A 19,417-nucleotide genomic window follows, 5' to 3' on the forward strand; every position below is an offset into this window, starting at 1 on the left:
AGCGATATCACGTTGCAAAGGCAATTATCATGACTCAACAGGTTTCAGATATATTTGATCCTACCCTATGGGATCAAGTTTCCGGTTTTGACTTCGAAGACATTACCTACCACAGAGCAAAAGATCAGGGCACGGTTCGTATAGCTATTAGTCGTCCAGAGTGTAGAAACTCTTTCAGGCCAAAAACTGTCGATGAGTTATACATGGCACTCGATCATGCAAGACAATGGTCCGACGTAGGTTGTGTTTTGCTTACAGGTAATGGCCCCTCAGCTAAAGATGGTGGTTGGGCATTTTGTGCTGGCGGTGATCAACGCATTCGCGGTAAAGATGGCTACAAATATGAAGGTGCGGAAGGAGGTAAACCCGATCCCGCTCGCATGGGTCGCCTACATATACTCGAAGTACAGCGTTTAATCCGCTTCATGCCTAAAGTCGTTATTGCTGTTGTGCCCGGTTGGGCTGTGGGTGGTGGTCATAGCCTACACGTTGTTTGTGACTTAACTTTAGCCTCAAAAGAGCATGCCATCTTCAAACAAACAGATCCTGACGTAGGTAGCTTCGACTCAGGTTACGGCAGTGCATACCTTGCTAAGATGGTCGGCCAGAAACGGGCTCGTGAAATTTTCTTCCTTGGTTTTAACTATAGCGCCGATGAAGCATTCGATATGGGAATGGTTAACCGCTCTATTCCACATGCAGACCTAGAAACCGAAGCATTAAACTGGGCCAGAGAGATCAACTCTAAGTCGCCCACCGCAATGCGTATGCTTAAGTATGGGTTCAACTTACCCGATGATGGCCTTGTCGGACAACAACTATTCGCCGGTGAAGCAACACGCTTGGCCTATGGAACCGATGAAGCCAGGGAAGGTAGAGATTCTTTTCTCGAGAAGAGAGAGCAAGATTTCAGTCAATTTCCTTGGCATTACTAATAGCAATTTAATTCCAGCCAGTCCCTCTTATATAAAGCCATCTCTTTGATGGCTTTATAGCCAGAATGCATGACTAATCGATATTCTAAATTAAACGAATCTAACAACTCCTCTTTACAATCTAGATGATAATGAATATCATTTACATAAATTAATGAGGACATCACTATGACTAAAACATTCACATTTGCAATACTACACTTTGGCGTGGCATTCACTGTTACCTACTTACTAACAGGCAGCATAGTAATCGGTGGCACAATCGCATTACTCGAACCCGCTATTAATACAGTGGTCTTTTATTTCCATGAGAAAGTCTGGAAAAAAATCGAAAGCAATAACACCGAAACAGAAACAATCATCGCATAGACTTCCTCCATGCTTTGATTAGATCACTGAGCGATTAACATGCCTGAGGCATTAAAAATCAGCTTGTCACAAAAGCTTCATAAAAAATTTATCTCTTCCCCCTTAAATCGACACCTTAACAATAACCGCGCTCAAACTTAAAATAAGCTTAAACCTAGATAAAAAGTTAACAGTGAAAGTAGTAAATTAGCCGTTTAAATTTTCTCTTTCCCCTATCGTTGTTAGCCTTCCGCTATATATAACGACTTAAGCTTTTATCGTATCAAATACATTACAGCCACAAAAAAGAAAAACATCTACGCAACACAAAGCAAACAATTCAATTTAATTGCTCTGCCCCGGCAAAGCTCACCAAGAACGCTGTAACTTAGCTGTCATAAAACTCTGTCTTAATGCGTTTGCTTCCAGAGAGGAAGTCCTAATTTTAAATGTGTATTACGACTTAATAAGAGTGGAACTTGTGATGAAAAAAGTTATTGGTTTATTAGCCGCTGTAAGCTTTATGACAGCACCACTTGCTCAGGCAAGCACAGTGACAGTATCGGGTTCGACTTCGGTTGCCCATGTTATGGAAGTACTCGCAGAGAATTATCAAAATACCACTAGAAAAAATGTTGAGGTACAGAGTACAGGTTCTTCAGCTGGGATCCGTGCAGCGAAAGACGGTACTAGCATGATAGGTATGTCTTCTCGTAACGTAAAAGACAGCGAGTTGAACTCAGACACTAAAGAGATAGTCATCGCTCGTGATGGTATTGCAGCAGCTGTAAACAATGCCAACCCAATACAAAATCTAACCCAAGAGCAGATTTCAAAAATATACCGTGGTGAAATTAAAAACTGGAGTGAAGTCGGCGGAGAGAAAAAGCCTATTGTCGTCGTCACTCGTGAAAATGGTTCAGGTACTCGTGGGGCTTTCGAAGAGATCATGAAACTACAACGTACTGTAAATGGCCACAAGGTCACGGCAATTTCTCCAACGGCTCAAGTTGGCAATGGTAACGGCATGATCAAGACTATTGTAGCTAACAATCCATATGCTATTGGCTACATCTCACTAGGTAGCGTCGATGGCTCGCTGCGAGCAGTAGATGTAAATGGAGTTGCAGCAACAAGTAAAAATATCGCAACCGGTGACTACCAGATAGCTCGTCCGTTCATCGTACTGATGGACAAGAATGCCCACATCAATGCTCATGACTTTGTTAATTACATTCTTTCTGAAGATGGACAGAGCATAGTTGCTGAAGAGGGCTACATCCGAGTCCAGTAATTCAATCCAGCATTCATTGTTTAATTCAGAGGAACATCTATTCCTCTGAATTAGTTTTAGCTCATTTACTCACAATAAATTAAAAAGTGCTCTCGAGGCAAAGTGATGAATACAGCAAGTAAAGCCTGCACCACTGGACTACAACTCGCACCAGCAAAAGTTATTGATTGGAAAGAATTCTTTTTCCACATACTTTTTCTAGCCAGCGCCATGGTGGGAGTTATCTCTGTCGCCACCATAGGTTGGTTTGTATTTCAAGAAGGTCTACCCGCATTTAAAGAAGCCGGTGTAGTCAATATGGTCCTAGGTAGAGAGTGGTTGCCACCAGCATTATATGGCATCTTCCCGATGATCATTGCCACGCTAATCTCTACTACGGGAGCTGTGATCATCGGCGTACCGATTGCCATTTTAACCGCAGTATTTCTGGCCGAACTTGCTCCTAAATGGTTAGCCGATATCATTAGACCTGCTGTAGAACTTCTCGCAGGAATTCCATCGGTAGTTTATGGATTTTTTGGCTTAGTTATTATAGTCCCAACCATAGAAACAATTTTTAATATTCCAGCAGGTAATACTCTGTTGGCGGGCATAATAGTTCTGGCAATAATGATTCTGCCTACGGTTATCACCATTTCAGAAACTTCTCTTCGAGCACTACCACCTGTTTATAAAGAGGGAGCTCTGGCACTCGGTGCTTCACATATTTACAGTATATTCAAAGTACTTATTCCAGCGGCTCGAAGTGGTATTTTCACCGGCGTAGCACTCGGAATTGCTCGTGCTATTGGCGAGACAATGGCAATTATCATGGTAATGGGTAACGCTCCAGCTATGCCAGGCTCGATACTTGAACCAGCGAGAACGTTAACCGCCAACATCGCCATGGAGATGTCTTATGCAACCGGCATTCACTCCAGCGCACTTTACTCTACAGGCATAGTGTTATTGGTGTTTATAGTGTTACTCAATGCAAGTTTGTTATATCTAAACCGTAAGAGGAGCTACTAATGCTTCAAGATAAACGTATTTTAAATCGAGATGTCCAAGACAAACTATTGCTCGCTGCTATCTGGGGCTCTGCAGCAATCACCATCCTATTTCTACTTTGGGTTGTATGGCACATATTAAGTAATGGCTTAGCACATGTGAGTTGGGAGTTTGTCACTGGTGCATACACGCGTATTGGTGAGGCTTCGGGGATCTGGGCCATGATAGTCTCTACTGTCTATATGGTTGGCTTATCCCTCGCAATAGCTGCGCCTATTGGCATAATGACGGCAATATACTTAACTGAATACGCCAAGCCAGGCAGTAAGATAGTCAAGACTATCCGCTTCTGTACTGAATCTCTAGCAGGGATCCCCTCTATCGTTTACGGCCTATTTGGTATGACATTTTTCGTCACCACTTTAGGCTTAGGTTTCTCCATTTTGGCTGGTTCTCTCACACTATCGATGTTGATCCTTCCGGTACTGATACGTACTACGGAAGAGGCACTTTTAGCCGTGCCCATGAGTTATCGTGAAGGTGGTTATGCATTAGGCAGTTCTAAGATATACACCATATGGCGCCTGATATTACCCAGTGCCATGCCTGGTATAGTCACTTCAGTAATTTTGAGTATCGGTCGCGTCATAGGTGAATCGGCTCCGGTATTTCTAACCGCGGGTATGGTGACCCAAATACCTGAATCAGTATTAGAGTCAGGTCGTACATTAACCGTACACCTCTATAAACTCACCCAAGAACTCTTTACTCAAAATGAATGGGATCAAGCCTATGCAACAGCAACCGTCTTGATTGTACTCGTTCTAATGTTAAATCTGGCAACCAAGTTTATTGCCTCACGTATTAATAAATCATCTTAATGAAGGCCTGAAACATGAATAAGTTAGAAGTGAGTAATCTCAATCTTTTTTATGGTGATAACCATGCATTAAAAGATATTTCATTAAAGATCCCATCACGTCAAGTGACAGCACTGATTGGTCCTTCTGGGTGTGGCAAGTCAACACTGCTTAGAACCTTGAACCGTATGAACGACTTAGTCGAAGGGGTAAAGATCACCGGCGAGGTTAAATTTGAAGGTAAAGATATTTACTCGGACGTCGACGTAAAACAATTACGCATGCGTGTAGGTATGGTATTTCAAAAGCCTAACCCTTTTCCGATGAGCATCTATGAAAATGTCGCCTTTGGTTTAAAAGCCCAAGGTATCAAAGATAAAAGAAAATTAGATGAGGTTGTGGAAGAATCTCTTCGCGGTGCTGCACTTTGGGATGAAGTAAAAGAGCGCCTCAACAGTCCCGCTTTCGGTCTATCTGGCGGGCAACAGCAACGACTCTGTATCGCACGAGCAATATCAATGCAGCCAGAAGTCATATTAATGGATGAACCTACCAGCGCATTAGACCCTATCGCCACCCATAAAATTGAAGAGTTGATGGACGAATTACGCAAGAAGTTCACTATCGTTATAGTGACCCATTCGATGAATCAAGCAAAACGAATTTCAGATAAGACAGCATTTTTCTGGATGGGTGAGCTAGTAGAACACGGTGAAACTTCCCAAGTATTTAATCAGCCAAGCGATAAGCGCACTCAGGGGTACGTTAGTGGCGAGTTTGGCTAATGACTTTGGGAGCCTCATACGTCATTTGATGAAAACTGACTGAATTGAATGACGTTAGACTTAAAGGTAGCTTGTTTAAATAATGTTAATGAGATAGCTTCGGAAGTATGGGTTTATCATAAAAAGGACAAGTTCATATGGAAAGAATTAGAGAAGCTCAAGAACACCTTAAAAATGAATTCGAAATCTATAACAACGCAGCATCTAAAAAGCTACCTCCTATCGCTATCAATGACGTAGCGAGTCTAGAAGTCATGCTCGAGTGTGTCACCCGGCGTGAGTCTTTAGGCCAAACCAAAAAACTAGGCTTACCGCCATCAACAAAATTGAAAGCCGCAATTGCCGATACCCTGCTTTTACTGGACAACTTCGATATTAAAATATCAAAAGATAAAGGTGCGGCTGAAAGCAAATAGCTTGCATAGATATAGACCCCATAAGCCTCCGATATAGGAGGCTTTTTAATACCCCCTTCAAAGTTAAATATAAATTTTAGAAGCATCATTAAAGTGTCGACCTGATTACTTAATTAGCCCAGATGAGACTCAGAGATGGAAGGCGCAATAATAAGACCAGGCTTTGTCAGTGAATTCAGCTGTATAGGTTCAGACTGTGAAGACAGTTGCTGTTATGACTGGGGGATCCACATTGATAAACAGAGTTATAAACAGACCTGTGAACACCCGCAGCTAAAAGATAAAGCCAAACAGGTACTAAAAAAAACCAAAAAAAGTGACTCTAACTGGGCAACTGTGAAACTTAATACTAATGGTGGCTGCCCATTTCTAAATGAAAATAAGTTATGTCAAATTCATGCTACAGCGGGTGAAAAACTATTAAGTCACACCTGTAAAACATACCCCAGACTCAATACGATAAGAGACGGCGATAAGTATGAAAGCCTGTCACTTTCCTGCCCAGAGGCTGTTAGAAATGTACTCTTCAAACCCAACGCATTCAACTTTGAGCGTATTCAGAGTGGTTCTAAACAAAAAGCAAACCCCACGCCAGCTTGGGCTTCAAAAGGTCATGATTACTCAATCCAGTTATTACTCAACAACAAGCTAACCTGGGAGCAGTCTCTCCTCTCTATCGGTATCCTAACCAATACCGTGGAGTCGAGTCGGATCAGTAATTCTGGTACCGAGAATATCGACGCCATGTTTAATCAACTTACTCAACTGATAAACAATGGAACTTTGCAAAAACAATATGATGATTTTATCAATAACAATATACATCAGATGCATGCTTTTGAGTCGATACATCTGTGGTTAAACACAAATAGAGCCGCAAGAGGTCAGGCAAGATTTGAGATAATCAACGAGGCAATAAAATCACTTGCTGCCAATAAAAAAATCACCATGGATAGCATTAACCACGCTTGGTGTAGCATAGCTAAACCTGCACTAGCCAAATATCCCGAATTGTTCGATAGATACCAACTTTACTATATGTACAACATGAACTTTCCTATGGTCGATAAGCTCTCACCGAGCCAAGCTTACCGCTTGATGCTATTAGATAGCTTTATGATCCGCTGCTATCTAGCCGCTATGGCCGCATACAAGGGGGATCTATCAGAGAGTGATATTGTGCTTTGCTTCCAGGTTTATCATACCAATCGACAACACAAACTGAACTTCAGTACCTATGTGGTCGACATATTGGAAAAATCAGGCTTTAGCGATGTCGCCTCCGCCATTAGCTTACTGCACTGTGACCACACACCGCCAACAGCTCACTAAACATAGTTAGTGTGTTTATATAGACAATAAAAAACCGCCTTTATGGCGGTTTTCATCTATTTAAACTGATATTTACTCTACAGTCACAGACTTAGCTAAGTTACGTGGCTGATCCACATCGGTACCTTTGATAAGTGCTACATGATATGAAAGCAACTGCATTGGAATGGTATAGATAAGCGCAGCCATAAACTCATCGCAATGCGGTACAGGGATAACCTTCATGGTGTCATCAGACTCAAACTCGGCATCTTGATCGGCAAATACATACATCAGACCACCACGAGCACGCACCTCCTCTACATTAGATTTAAGCTTTTCTAATAGCTCATTATTTGGTGCAACTACTATCACTGGCATATCGGCATCGATAAGCGCTAGTGGACCATGCTTTAGTTCACCCGATGCATAGGCTTCGGCATGAATATAAGAGATCTCTTTAAGCTTTAACGCACCTTCCATGGCGATGGGGTATTGATCACCACGGCCGAGAAATAACGCATTATGTTTATCGGCAAAATCTTCTGCAAGCTCGGCGATGGCATCATCTAGCCCAAGTGCCTGCTCAACTTTTGCAGGCATTGATTGTAAGCTTTGAGTGATCTTAGCCTGCAGATCTTCACTCATACCGTTATGACGACCAATCACAGCCGTTAACATCAATAGTCCAGCGAGTTGAACCGTAAAGGCTTTAGTCGAAGCGACACCAATTTCGGCGCCCGCTTTCATCATATAAGCCATATCGGATTCACGAACCAGTGACGATCCGGCAGAGTTACATATGGTCATAGTAGCCTTATAACCCATCTCTTTCGCCAGACGAAGCGCAGCTAAGGTATCGGCTGTTTCACCAGACTGAGAGATAGTGACTAGCAAGCTATTAGGGAACATATGCGACTTGCGATAACGAAACTCAGAAGCAATTTCCACGTTACATGAAACACCAGCCCAATCTTCTAACCAGTAGCGTGCGGCCATGCCCGCATGATAACTCGTGCCACAAGCGATGATCTGTACATGTTTGATGTCTTTCAGAAACTCAGCAGCATTATCACCAAAGGCTGTATCTAATACCTGCTTATTGGCGATACGTCCCTCTATGGTGCGACTTAAAGCCAATGGCTGCTCATAGATCTCTTTGAGCATGTAATGACGATATTCGCCCTTATCACCGGCATCATGGGTAACTTCAGACTCTTTAACCTCACGCTCAACCGCATTACCGTCGACATCATAAATATCAACGCTACGACGAGTCACCTCAGCAACGTCTCCCTCTTCCAGAAAAGAGAAAGAACGGGTAACAGGAAGTAGTGCCAGCTGATCCGAGGCGACAAAGTTCTCACCTAGGCCATAACCGATAACTAAGGGACTACCCGAGCGAGCAACTATCATGCGATCACTGTCGCGGCGATCAATAACTACTGTGCCATAAGCGCCTTCCAGCTGCTTAACCGTTGTCTGAACTGCTGCCAGCAGAGTCTTATGGGACTTAAGCTCATGGTGAACTAGGTGACAGATAACTTCGGTATCTGTATCAGATGCGAAACTATAGCCTAACCCTTTTAGCATCACGCGCAACTTGTTGTGGTTTTCTATAATGCCGTTATGGACAACCGCAATATCGCCTTGTGATTGATGTGGATGTGCATTACGTTCACTCGGCTCACCATGGGTTGCCCAACGCGTATGAGCGATACCTGTTCCACCGCTTAGAGGCGCAGCGTCCAGAGCACTGGATAGTTCCTGTACCTTACCCACACGGCGAGTACTGGTTAACTCAGTGTTATTAATCACGGCAACACCCGCTGAATCATAACCGCGATATTCCAGACGACGTAAACCTTCTACCAGTATTTCAGCCACATCTCTTTGCGCTACCGCGCCAACAATTCCGCACATATTGATACCTAAAATTTATATAAGTTGAAAACTTAAAATAGAAAAATGAAATTAGCTTGAATAAGGCGCCACGATCACACGTACGCCTTGTTCGGAAATTTTTTCTGCCGCCTCGTCGGGCAAGTTGTCATCGGTGACGATAACGCTGATCTCACCCCAAGGTAGTTCCAGATTAGGAATACGTCTGCCTATCTTGTCCGATTCCAACATAACAATGACTTCACGAGAAACTTCGGCCATCACCTTACTAAGCCCTGTCAGCTCATTGAAAGTCGTAGTGCCACGTTCGATATCGATACCATCGGCACCGATAAATAGTTGATCGAAATTATAGGAACGCAATACCTGTTCGGCCACTTGGCCTTGGAAAGATTCAGAATGAGGATCCCAGGTTCCACCTGTCATCAAGAGTGTCGGCTCATGCTCTAACTCATGGATAGCACTGGCGAGTTGCAGAGCATTGGTCATCACAACCAGACCACGTTTACTGCTTAGCTCTTGAACTAAACCCGAGGTGGTGCTGCCGCTATCAATGATGATGCGATTATGATCTTTTATCAGTCTGGCAGCCGCCTTGGCTATATTTAGCTTGTTCGCGGAAATAGCTTCGGTAACAACTTGGGTCATCTCTCGAGGAACAGAAACCGCGCCACCATAACGACGCAGCAGCAAGCCCGTTTTTTCTAATGCCGTAAGGTCTTTACGTATTGTCACTTCAGACGTTTCGAAACGTAGTGCTAATTCATCAACATTCACCTCACCCTCCTCATTAATCAAGGAGATGATGGTATGACGTCGCTGCTGCGTATTACGTTTGGTCATTGAAGTTTCAATTAAGTTTCGTTTCGAAAGGTGGATTATAGACAAACGAAACATATTTGCAATTTATTAGACAAATTATAGCCAAACTAATTGATTAAATTGTCTTCATAAGCTTTTAGATAATATTAAATAAAAAGCCAAAAATGACAAAGGCAGCCAATAGGCTGCCTTTGTTAGAGTCTAAAATATTCATCTACGCGAGATTTAGAACTTAGCTTCTAATGCTAGACCAAAGTGACGTCCTTCACCGACAGTAACATCTGTCGTTGTGCCGCCAGCTAGGTATTCTTCATCGAATAGGTTCTTCACATTCAGACGCACGCTAACATCACTGCCCATCACATCCATGGTGTATGCTGCGCCCATATCGAAACGTACATAGCCATCTTTAGTCACTGTGTTGCTAGTATTGGCGAAGCGTTCACCCACATAGATAGCACCGAAGTTGAATGCCAGATTATCTGTCATCTCATAACGGGTCCAAATGTTAGCCGACCACTCAGGTGCATCAACAGGAGTCATACCGTCTAAGCTTTTCTTATCGCTGGCGCTTGTTACGTACTCAGCTTCTAAATACATCATTGAACCTGTCATAAACCATTGTTCACTGACCTGACCCTGAGCGCCCATCTCAAAACCTTTATGACGCTGCTCACCTTCCTGAGTTGTCATGTAGATATTGCCTTCAGGATCTGGGGTTTCAAGTTCCTGCTGAACAGTAACATTTGATACCGTGATATCGAATACCGCACCAGTTAGTAATAGGCTACCGTCAAACAACTCCCATTTAGTACCGATCTCATACTGTTCACCGTACTCTGGGTCAAGATTCATCCCATTGCTAGCATCTTCATCGTTGTTAACGATACCCTGCGGAGTGAAACTCTTAGAGTAGTTAACATAGATGCTACCGTTAGCTGCTGGAGAGTAAATCACACCAAATTTAGGTGATACTGCGTAGCTATTGTTACCCGCACCCTCTTTCTTCTGCTCGTCATAACGCACACCAGCCAATACCTGCCACTCATCATTAATGGTGATCAAATCCTGAACATAGAAACCATAATGCTTGTATTCGCTCTCGTAAAGAGTTTCATCATTGTTGTAATCGAGGTCTGGTTTAGGCAAAGGCTGACCTGGCATCACAACTTGTTTCTTCTCACCCGACTCTTTTAGCTGACCATAATAGTAATCCAACATGTTAGCGCCGAGCAGGAACTGATGATCTAGTCCACCTGTTGAGAAGTTACCGACAAAGTCGATATAGCCTGTCTTATGCTGCCAATCATCGTAGCGATCGAATGGACTCACATAGTAACCATCGCTAAATGGATCTTCTGAGCCACTCATTAGTGACGGTGAAGAATCTAAGCGCTGGCGATTAAATTGCTGATCATTAAAACCTGCTTTTACCTTCCAATCATCACTGATGAAGTAGGTAATATCTGCGCCCATGTTAGTAATAGTATTATCGGTAAAGGCCCATGGCTGATCCCAGATAATATCTTTGCCACCTATCAAGTCACCATCTGAATCTAACCAGCCACCACGGTCGATACCTGTCTTGTCTTGGGTGTGGTCATACTTAAGTGACAAAAGCAGATCATCGGTGATATCAAATTCAAGGTTTAGATAACCTAACCAGCGATCACGCTCTTGGTTAGTGCCATCTTGGTACTCTCTCCAATAGGTAGAGTCTTGCTTGACTAGCACAGTGCGGTAACGAATCGTCTCGGCTTCATTGATAGCACCGCCAGCATCTAGTTGAAAGCGTGTAGAACCATGTTCATCGGTATCGAAACCAAGGTCGAAAATTGTCTCAGTGGTTGGCTTCTTAGTCACCATATTGATCAAGCCACCTGGACCTGATTGACCATAGAGCATGCTTGAAGGACCTTTTAATACTTCAACCTGCTGCAGAGTTTCAATAGGCTGTACATAGTGAGACCACTGCTGCTGACCATTAATTAGGTATCCTGAACCTGAAGAAAGCTCGAAGCCACGAATACTAAATACCTGACGGTTCCACTTCTCAGAGCCACCAGTCACACTTGAATCATTGACCAATACTTCAGACAGGTTAGTTGCCAATTGCTCATCGGTAACAAAGTCAGGAATAACAGCAACAGACTGTGGGGTGTCCATCAAGTCAATGTCACCACGCATCGCACCTGAAGCACTGCCAACCTTGTAATCATTGAAACTGCGACCGGTTACCGAGATGCGCTCGATATTAGTAGTAGAAACGGCTTCAGCGGCTGCCTCTTCCGCAACTGCAGGAGCAAGACTAAGTGCAGAGACAACGGCGACACAAATTGGTGACACTTTAAAAGAACGAGATAGTAATGACATGGCCAACCCCAAATATGGATATCAAACGAAAGTTGGCCGTAATATAAATGAGAATAGTTTTTGTTTAAGCTTCTTTACGGAAATTTACAATTGGCTGTGAGCTAGTACTAAATTACTAGATAATTCCTCCATATTTTGCAAAATATTTCATTATCACAACAAATTATCTAGTCTTGATAATGGAGGTTTTTCATAAAGCAGATACAAAAAAAGCGACCCGTTAACGTCGCTTTCAAACTCTTTACTTCAATAATAATTGAAGTGATTTCATCAACTATTTAGGCTTTTTTACTGGTCTTACCCAGCCACTTAGATGACGTTGCTTAACTCGGGTAATAACAAGTTCATTAGCTGCAACATCACGGGTTATCGTAGAGCCTGCACCAAGTGTAGCTCCCTTGCCTATTGTCACCGGAGCAACAAGCTGGGTGTCACTACCGACAAACACATTATCTTCGATAACGGTGAGATGTTTATTAGCGCCATCATAGTTACAAGTGATAGTGCCAGCGCCTATATTCACTCCTGCACCTATTTGTGCATCACCAATATAAGCCAGATGACCCGCCTTGGAGCCCTCACCTAACACAGCCTTCTTAATCTCGACGAAGTTACCGACATGAGCATCTGTTTTCAACTCAGCTCCTGGGCGCAAACGCGCAAATGGTCCGGCACTGGCTTTAACACCGACCTTGGCACTTTCAACAATAGAGTAAGGTTTGATCTCGGCATTGTCGCTAATCTCACAATCGATAAGGATTGCACCGGCACCAATAGTGACGTTATTACCTATGGTCACTTTGCCCTGAATGATGACGTTGATGTCTATCATTACATCCATCCCCACAGTGACATCACCACGGATATCGATGCGTGCAGGATCTCGCAAATTTGCACCTTCGAGCATCAACTTCTCGGCAGCACGAGCCTGATAGGCACGCTCTAGCTGAGCAAGTTGCACTCGGTTGTTGGCACCTTCCACTTCAACTGCCGATTCAGGCTGCGCCGTTGTGATAGCCACCCCGTCTTTATTCGCCATAGCGACGATATCGGTAAGATAGTACTCACCCTGAGCATTATCTGATGATAACTGTCCGAGCCAGTCTTTTAACTGCTTACCCGGAGCCGCCATGATGCCGGTGTTAACCTCTTGGATCAGTAACTGCTCCGCACTAGCATCTTTCTGCTCGACAATACCGACAACCTTGCCCAGTTCTTGACCTTCACAAGGAGTACGCACGATACGACCATACCCTGTTGGGTTAGGTAAGTTCACCGTTAAAATCGCCAGGCCATTATCTTCACGGGCAGCAAGCAGATCATCAAGTGTAGATGCTTGAATAAGCGGCACGTCACCGTAAAGAATAAGCACGGTATCGTCATCATTGATATTTGAACTAGCCTGAGCCACCGCATGGCCAGTGCCCAGTTGCTCAGCCTGCAGAACCCAATTAAGTTGCTGTTCACCTAAGACACTCTGTAGTTTTTCTGCACCATAGCCATACACCAACTGGATCGCATCGCTGCCCACGTCATGGGCGGTATCAATCACATGCTGCACCATGCTTTTATGCGCAATAGGGTGTAAGACTTTAGGAAGATCTGAGCGCATGCGGGTTCCCTTGCCTGCGGCCAAAATCACTACGTTCAATGCCATGGAGTTATCCTTGAGCTAATGCTGATAAAAATAATAAAGAAAAATGAGGAAGAATTTTTTGTGGGGCTGATTTTAACGGAAAAGCAGGGGAAATAGAAGGCAGAGACGACGCTTGCGCAGCAAGCTGATGGTGCAGAGATGACGGCTACGCCTGATTGACGCCAACTAGTTGGCTAAATGATGGATTCCGGCCTGCGCCGGAAAGACGAGAAAGAGAAGTATGACAAGCTCTCTCATAGCCTTGCTATTCTGTTACTTATAGAGAGCGTAGCGAACGTCCTTATAGCGAAGCGTCTTACAGGGCAAAGCCCGTCCTTAAAGCTTGCGCAGCAAGTGTCCTTCTTAAAGTTAAAAAGTTACCGTTTTATCTGTTGTTAATACCCATTGAGCAAGATCATCCATGGTCGAGAGCTCGCAACCCTCAATAACGGCTAATGCTTTCAGGCCACGAGCATGTATACAAGTTCCACAGTATTTCACCTCACTACCTTGTGCTAAAATTATCTCCAACATCTGCTGAATATTGTAACCCTCAACAGGATTCTGCTTAGGCAACACAGCGGTTACAGCATCAGATAGCAGAAACAGACTCACCTTAGTAGGTGGACACTCCTGCTCATTAAGTTGAATAGCTAAACGCAAAGCATTAAATAACCGCTCAGAGCCGTAAGGCGCGTCATTGACGATAATTAAAACCTGTTGCATAGGAATACTCTTGCCATAAATTAGTGACTAAATGGTAACACCCAAGTCTTTGTTAGATCTCAGCATAGATCACGCTATGAGAGGCTATAGGAAGAAGGGCTAAGACGACGCTTGCGCAGCAAGCTGATGATGCTGAGATGACGGCTGCGCCTGTTCGACGCTTACAAGTAAGCTAGTGGATGCCAACAAGTTGGCTAAAGGATAGTAAAACTATGACGACGCTTGTGCAGCAAGCTGATGGTGCTGAGATGGCGGCTGCGCCTATTCGACGCTTACAAGTAAGCTAGTAGACACCAACAAGTTGGCTAAAGGATAGTAAAACAAAGACGACGGCTCGCCTACTCGACGCTTACAAGTAAGCTGGTGGATGCCAACAAGTTGGCTAAAAGCATGGATTCCGGCCTGCGCCGAAAAGACGAGAAAGAGAAGTGTGACAAGCTCCCTCATAATTTGGCCACTCTTTTACTTACAGAGAGCGAAGCGAACGTCCTTATAGCAAAGCGTCTTACAGGGCGAAGCCCGTCCTTACAGCTTGCGCAGCAAGCGTCTTCTTTTAGACACAACGTCAATTTCTTTCCATCCATGGGAAATTTACATAAGTGTTCCAGACACAAAAAAGGCGCTCACCTTTCGGAGAACGCCTTTTTTCATCAAACAATAACCTTATCTGGCAATGTTCTTCTTGATGGTATCGACAACACGCAACTGAGCAATAGCCTGGGCTAGCTCAACTGCTGCAGCTGCATAGTTAAAGTCTGCACCTGCATCAGCCATTGAGGCCTCTGCACGTTGCTTAGCTTCAACAGCGGCTTTTTCGTCAATATCATCGGCACGCATAACGACGTCAGCCAATACTGAAACAGAAAAAGGTTGAACTTCCAGGATACCACCCGAAAGGTAAAACACCTCTTCTTTTCCATCTTGCTTGACGATGCGCGCCATGCCAGGTTTGATATTGGTCAGTAGTGGCGCATGACCAGGCATAACACCTAGATCACCTTCTCCACCAGTCACTTGTAGGTGTGCTACAAGGCCAGAGTAGATGCTACTTTCTGCACTTACAATATCAAGCTGTACTGTCATGGCTGCCATCCGTTCTCCTTAAACTAGTCCTCTGCACTAATACTTTAATACTAGTGCAGAACACCTAGTTATTTTTTGTTAGCTTTCTCAACGGCTTCGTCGATTGAACCAACCATGTAGAACGCTTGCTCTGGAAGGTGATCGAACTCACCCTCTAGAATGCCCTTAAAGCCACGAATAGTGTCTTTAAGAGAAACGTACTTACCTGGAGAACCGGTGAATACTTCTGCTACGAAGAAAGGCTGTGAAAGATATTTTTCAATCTTACGAGCACGAGCTACGGTAGTCTTATCTTCATCAGATAATTCATCCATACCTAGAATCGCAATAATATCTTTCAGCTCTTTGTAGCGCTGAAGTACGGTTTGCACACCGTTAGCAACATCATAATGCTCTTGACCGACTACCAATGGATCTAGCTGACGCGAAGTCGAATCCAATGGGTCAACCGCTGGGTAAATACCCATAGAAGCGATGTTACGTGACAATACAACAGTCGCATCTAAGTGAGCGAAGGTTGTTGCTGGTGACGGATCCGTTAAATCATCCGCAGGTACGTAAACGGCTTGCACAGAGGTAATAGACCCTGATTTAGTCGATGTAATACGTTCCTGAAGTACACCCATCTCTTCAGCCAAAGTTGGCTGGTAACCTACTGCTGATGGCATACGGCCTAGCAGTGCAGATACTTCAGTACCTGCCAAGGTGTAACGATAGATGTTATCAACGAAGAAAAGTACATCTTTACCTTCGTCACGGAACTTCTCAGCGATAGTAAGACCAGTAAGTGCCACACGTAGACGGTTTCCTGGAGGCTCGTTCATCTGACCATAAACCATGGCCACCTTATCGAGTACTCCTGAATCTTCCATCTCGTAGTAGAAATCGTTACCCTCACGAGTACGCTCACCTACACCGGCAAATACAGATAAACCTGAGTGTGCTTTTGCGATGTTGTTAATAAGTTCCATCATGTTGACGGTCTTACCAACACCAGCACCACCAAACAGACCAACTTTACCACCCTTAGCGAATGGACAAATAAGGTCAATAACCTTAATACCTGTCTCTAAAAGTTCAGTTGTGCTTGATTGATCTTCATATGAAGGAGCTTCACGGTGGATCACATAGCGATCTTCTTCACCGATTTCACCACATTCATCAATAGGCTCGCCCAATACGTTCATGATACGGCCTAGAGTCGCAGACCCAACCGGAACAGAAATTGGTGAACCTGTGTTTGTTACCTCAAGACCACGACGCAGACCATCTGAAGAACCCATGGCGATAGTACGAACTACACCGCCACCGATTTGCTGCTGGACTTCCAGCACCAAGCCTTCACTTTCGATCTTTAGAGCGTCATATATCTGAGGTACGGCATCTTGTGGAAACTCAACGTCCACAACCGCGCCAATAACTTGGACAACAGTACCTGTGCTCATGATAAATCCTCTAAAACTTGTATTCGTTACCTAACCTAAACGGCAGCGGCACCTGAAACAATTTCCGACAGTTCCTGCGTAATCGCAGCCTGACGGGCCTTGTTATAGACCAACTCCAAGTCACTGATAAGATCACCAGCGTTGTCTGTTGCAGCTTTCATAGCAACCATACGGGCCGCTTGCTCAGATGCAATATTCTCGACAACACCTTGGTAAACTTGAGACTCCACATAACGCACCAATAAAGTATCCAAAAGTTCTTTTGGATCTGGCTCGTATAAGTAGTCCCAGTGATGAGAAATCTCATCTACTTCTGACTTAGGTAAAGGTAGTAGCTGCTCGATCACAGGCGTTTGAGTCATAGTATTCACAAATTTGTTGAATACCACGTACAAACGATCTAGCTTGCCTTCATTGTATGACTCTAACATCACACGTACTGTTCCAATCAAATCAGCTAACGCCGGAGCGTCACCTAAACCTGATGCAGAAGCAGGTACTGTTCCGCCAAAGTTAGTGAAAAATTGTACGCTTCGTGCGCCGATTGGGCAGAATTCAACTTCTGCACCAGCATCACGTTGCTTTTTCACGTCTGCGATAACCTTCTTGAAAAGGTTAACGTTCAGACCACCACAAAGACCACGGTCGGTTGACACAACTATGTAACCAACACGCTTGGCTTCTCGCACTTCCAAATAAGGATGCTTATATTCGAGAGAACCTTGCGCCACGTGACCGATCACCTTACGCATATTTTCTGCATATGGACGACTTGCAGCCATGCGTTCCTGCGCTTTACGCATTTTGCTGGCAGCAACCATTTCCATTGCAGATGTGATCTTCTGAGTGTTTTGAACACTCGCGATCTTGGTTTTAATCTCTTTAGCGTTGGCCATCTTAACTCTCCAATCTGGACCTGAGGTGCCTTACGACACCTCTATCGATTACCAGGTTTGGGTTTCGACGAACTTATCGAGGCCAGCCTTCAACTCACCTTCGATCTCAGCATTGTAGTTGCCGGTTTCGTTGATGGTCTTCATAAGGTCAGCATGCTCGCTGTTCATGAAAGAGAGCAAAGACGCTTCGAAATCACCAATTTTATTAAGCTCAACACTCTGGAGGTAACCTTTTTCAGCTGAGAAAATAGACACAGACTGATCGGCAACACTCATAGGAGCATATTGTTTTTGCTTCATAAGTTCGGTAACACGCTCACCATGCTCAAGCTGAGCACGTGTTGCATCATCTAAATCAGATGCAAACTGTGAGAACGCTGCAAGCTCTCGATACTGTGCTAGTGCGCTACGAATACCGCCTGACAGTTTCTTGATGATCTTAGTCTGAGCCGCACCACCAACACGAGAAACCGAAATACCTGGGTTAACAGCAGGACGTAGTCCAGAGTTAAACAGGTCAGTTTCAAGGAAGATCTGACCATCGGTAATCGAAATTACGTTAGTCGGTACGAATGCAGATACATCACCCGCTTGAGTTTCAATAATCGGTAGAGCAGTCAAAGAACCTGTTTGGCCTTTAACTTTACCTTTAGTGAACTTCTCAACATACTCAGCGTTAACACGTGAAGCACGTTCTAACAGACGAGAGTGAAGATAGAATACATCACCTGGGTATGCTTCACGTCCTGGTGGACGCTTAAGTAGCAATGAGATCTGACGGTAAGCAACTGCTTGCTTAGAAAGATCATCATAGACAATCAGTGAATCTTCACCGCGGTCGCGGAAATATTCACCCATTGAACAACCAGAGTATGGAGCCAAGTATTGTAGTGCAGCAGCTTCAGAAGCTGTAGCAACAACAACAATGGTGTTCGCCAAAGCGCCATGTTCTTCTAGCTTGCGTACTACGTTAGCAATTGTAGATGCCTTTTGGCCTACAGCTACGTATACACACTTAATGCCAGTATCTTTTTGATTGATGATGGCATCGATCGCTAAAGCGGTCTTACCGATTTGACGGTCACCAATAATCAATTCACGTTGTCCACGACCGATTGGGATCATAGAATCAACGGCTTTATAACCAGTTTGCACTGGCTGAGATACAGACTTACGTTCAATAACACCTGGTGCGATTACTTCAACAGGAGAGAAACCATCGTTGTCGATAGGTCCTTTTCCGTCGATTGGCTCACCCAATGTGTTGACTACGCGGCCTAATAGACCACGGCCAACTGGGACTTCCAAAATACGACCAGTTGTTTTTACTTTGTCGCCTTCAGCCAAAGAGGCATAAGGGCCCATGACTACGGCACCGACAGAATCACGTTCTAAGTTCAACGCGATTGCAAAACGGTTACCAGGCAGTTCGATCATTTCACCCTGCATAACATCGGCTAGGCCGTGGATGCGAATGATGCCGTCACTAACTGCAACGATTGTACCTTCGTTGCGAGCTTCACTAACGACTTCGAACTGCTCGATCCGCTGTTTAATCAGATCGCTGATTTCAGTGGAATTCAGTTGCATGCTCA

Annotated in this window: 17 protein-coding genes; 8 read left to right on the forward strand and 9 right to left on the reverse strand. The window is 44.2% G+C overall.

What is annotated here, in order from left to right:
- Positions 1-29 precede the first annotated feature (29 nt).
- The 8 genes from FM038_RS24975 to fliB all read left to right on the forward strand — a co-directional run bounded on the left by FM038_RS24975 (position 30) and on the right by fliB (position 6,960).
- Positions 30-935: a 1,4-dihydroxy-2-naphthoyl-CoA synthase gene (locus tag FM038_RS24975; RefSeq protein WP_142873301.1), complete on the forward strand. Its 906-nt coding sequence runs from the start codon at positions 30-32 to the stop codon at positions 933-935.
- A gap of 168 nt (positions 936-1,103) precedes the next feature.
- The gene (locus FM038_RS24980) at positions 1,104-1,304 is read left to right on the forward strand and encodes a DUF2061 domain-containing protein (protein WP_142873300.1); all 201 of its coding nucleotides are present in this window, start codon (positions 1,104-1,106) and stop codon (positions 1,302-1,304) included.
- 463 nt (positions 1,305-1,767) lie between these two features.
- Entirely contained in the window at positions 1,768-2,577 is an 810-nt protein-coding gene (locus FM038_RS24985) for a phosphate ABC transporter substrate-binding protein (RefSeq protein WP_142873299.1), read from the forward strand.
- A gap of 105 nt (positions 2,578-2,682) precedes the next feature.
- Entirely contained in the window at positions 2,683-3,588 is a 906-nt protein-coding gene (gene pstC, locus FM038_RS24990; protein ID WP_142873298.1) for a phosphate ABC transporter permease subunit PstC, read from the forward strand.
- Positions 3,588-4,448, forward strand: a complete 861-nt coding sequence (gene pstA / locus FM038_RS24995; protein WP_142873297.1) for a phosphate ABC transporter permease PstA — start codon at positions 3,588-3,590, stop codon at positions 4,446-4,448. The genes pstC and pstA overlap by 1 nt, the downstream gene beginning before the upstream one ends.
- A gap of 14 nt (positions 4,449-4,462) precedes the next feature.
- On the forward strand, positions 4,463-5,212 hold the full coding sequence (gene pstB / locus FM038_RS25000; protein ID WP_195873171.1) for a phosphate ABC transporter ATP-binding protein PstB: 750 nt from the start codon (positions 4,463-4,465) through the stop codon (positions 5,210-5,212).
- 137 nt (positions 5,213-5,349) lie between these two features.
- A complete protein-coding gene (locus FM038_RS25005) occupies positions 5,350-5,628 on the forward strand; it encodes a hypothetical protein (RefSeq protein WP_142873296.1) in 279 nt (92 codons plus the stop codon).
- Positions 5,629-5,763: 135 nt separating this feature from the next.
- Positions 5,764-6,960 (forward strand): flagellin lysine-N-methylase, encoded by a 1,197-nt coding sequence (fliB, locus tag FM038_RS25010; protein WP_195873172.1) that lies wholly within the window; start codon positions 5,764-5,766, stop codon positions 6,958-6,960.
- Positions 6,961-7,032: 72 nt separating this feature from the next.
- Here the strand turns inward: fliB and glmS are convergent, their stop codons facing one another.
- The 9 genes from glmS to atpA form a co-directional block, all read right to left on the reverse strand.
- Positions 7,033-8,862 carry a glutamine--fructose-6-phosphate transaminase (isomerizing) gene (glmS, locus tag FM038_RS25015; RefSeq protein ID WP_142873295.1) on the reverse strand — a complete coding sequence of 610 codons (1,830 nt, stop codon included), beginning with the start codon at positions 8,860-8,862 and terminating at the stop codon, positions 7,033-7,035.
- Positions 8,863-8,913: 51 nt separating this feature from the next.
- On the reverse strand, positions 8,914-9,684 hold the full coding sequence (locus FM038_RS25020; protein WP_142873294.1) for a DeoR/GlpR family DNA-binding transcription regulator: 771 nt from the start codon (positions 9,682-9,684) through the stop codon (positions 8,914-8,916).
- Positions 9,685-9,888: 204 nt separating this feature from the next.
- Complete coding sequence (locus FM038_RS25025; RefSeq protein WP_142873293.1) at positions 9,889-12,036, reverse strand: TonB-dependent receptor; 2,148 nt, start codon at positions 12,034-12,036, stop codon at positions 9,889-9,891.
- A 274-nt stretch (positions 12,037-12,310) separates the two neighbouring features.
- Entirely contained in the window at positions 12,311-13,693 is a 1,383-nt protein-coding gene (gene glmU, locus FM038_RS25030) for a bifunctional UDP-N-acetylglucosamine diphosphorylase/glucosamine-1-phosphate N-acetyltransferase GlmU (RefSeq protein ID WP_142873292.1), read from the reverse strand.
- Positions 13,694-14,041: 348 nt separating this feature from the next.
- Entirely contained in the window at positions 14,042-14,398 is a 357-nt protein-coding gene (locus FM038_RS25035; protein ID WP_142873291.1) for a DsrE/DsrF/TusD sulfur relay family protein, read from the reverse strand.
- A gap of 663 nt (positions 14,399-15,061) precedes the next feature.
- On the reverse strand, positions 15,062-15,490 hold the full coding sequence (locus FM038_RS25040; RefSeq protein WP_142873290.1) for a F0F1 ATP synthase subunit epsilon: 429 nt from the start codon (positions 15,488-15,490) through the stop codon (positions 15,062-15,064).
- Positions 15,491-15,549: 59 nt separating this feature from the next.
- On the reverse strand, positions 15,550-16,926 hold the full coding sequence (atpD, locus tag FM038_RS25045; protein ID WP_142873289.1) for a F0F1 ATP synthase subunit beta: 1,377 nt from the start codon (positions 16,924-16,926) through the stop codon (positions 15,550-15,552).
- Positions 16,927-16,961: 35 nt separating this feature from the next.
- Entirely contained in the window at positions 16,962-17,822 is an 861-nt protein-coding gene (gene atpG / locus FM038_RS25050) for a F0F1 ATP synthase subunit gamma (RefSeq protein ID WP_142873288.1), read from the reverse strand.
- A gap of 48 nt (positions 17,823-17,870) precedes the next feature.
- Positions 17,871-19,412 carry a F0F1 ATP synthase subunit alpha gene (gene atpA, locus FM038_RS25055; RefSeq protein ID WP_142873287.1) on the reverse strand — a complete coding sequence of 514 codons (1,542 nt, stop codon included), beginning with the start codon at positions 19,410-19,412 and terminating at the stop codon, positions 17,871-17,873.
- Positions 19,413-19,417 lie beyond the last annotated feature (5 nt).

This window comes from Shewanella eurypsychrophilus, assembly GCF_007004545.3.
GTDB lineage: Bacteria > Pseudomonadota > Gammaproteobacteria > Enterobacterales > Shewanellaceae > Shewanella > Shewanella eurypsychrophilus.

Bases quoted from the DNA above. Each gene is read 5' to 3' on its own strand.
- FM038_RS24975 (WP_142873301.1), top strand. From the start codon at position 30: ATGACTCAACAGGTTTCAGATATATTTGATCCTACCCTATGGGATCAA.
- FM038_RS24980 (WP_142873300.1), top strand. From the start codon at position 1,104: ATGACTAAAACATTCACATTTGCAATACTACACTTTGGCGTGGCATTC.
- FM038_RS24985 (WP_142873299.1), top strand. From the start codon at position 1,768: ATGAAAAAAGTTATTGGTTTATTAGCCGCTGTAAGCTTTATGACAGCA.
- pstC (WP_142873298.1), top strand. From the start codon at position 2,683: ATGAATACAGCAAGTAAAGCCTGCACCACTGGACTACAACTCGCACCA.
- pstA (WP_142873297.1), top strand. From the start codon at position 3,588: ATGCTTCAAGATAAACGTATTTTAAATCGAGATGTCCAAGACAAACTA.
- pstB (WP_195873171.1), top strand. From the start codon at position 4,463: ATGAATAAGTTAGAAGTGAGTAATCTCAATCTTTTTTATGGTGATAAC.
- FM038_RS25005 (WP_142873296.1), top strand. From the start codon at position 5,350: ATGGAAAGAATTAGAGAAGCTCAAGAACACCTTAAAAATGAATTCGAA.
- fliB (WP_195873172.1), top strand. From the start codon at position 5,764: ATGGAAGGCGCAATAATAAGACCAGGCTTTGTCAGTGAATTCAGCTGT.
- glmS (WP_142873295.1), bottom strand. From the start codon at position 8,862: ATGTGCGGAATTGTTGGCGCGGTAGCGCAAAGAGATGTGGCTGAAATA.
- FM038_RS25020 (WP_142873294.1), bottom strand. From the start codon at position 9,684: ATGACCAAACGTAATACGCAGCAGCGACGTCATACCATCATCTCCTTG.
- FM038_RS25025 (WP_142873293.1), bottom strand. From the start codon at position 12,036: ATGTCATTACTATCTCGTTCTTTTAAAGTGTCACCAATTTGTGTCGCC.
- glmU (WP_142873292.1), bottom strand. From the start codon at position 13,693: ATGGCATTGAACGTAGTGATTTTGGCCGCAGGCAAGGGAACCCGCATG.
- FM038_RS25035 (WP_142873291.1), bottom strand. From the start codon at position 14,398: ATGCAACAGGTTTTAATTATCGTCAATGACGCGCCTTACGGCTCTGAG.
- FM038_RS25040 (WP_142873290.1), bottom strand. From the start codon at position 15,490: ATGGCAGCCATGACAGTACAGCTTGATATTGTAAGTGCAGAAAGTAGC.
- atpD (WP_142873289.1), bottom strand. From the start codon at position 16,926: ATGAGCACAGGTACTGTTGTCCAAGTTATTGGCGCGGTTGTGGACGTT.
- atpG (WP_142873288.1), bottom strand. From the start codon at position 17,822: ATGGCCAACGCTAAAGAGATTAAAACCAAGATCGCGAGTGTTCAAAAC.
- atpA (WP_142873287.1), bottom strand. From the start codon at position 19,412: ATGCAACTGAATTCCACTGAAATCAGCGATCTGATTAAACAGCGGATC.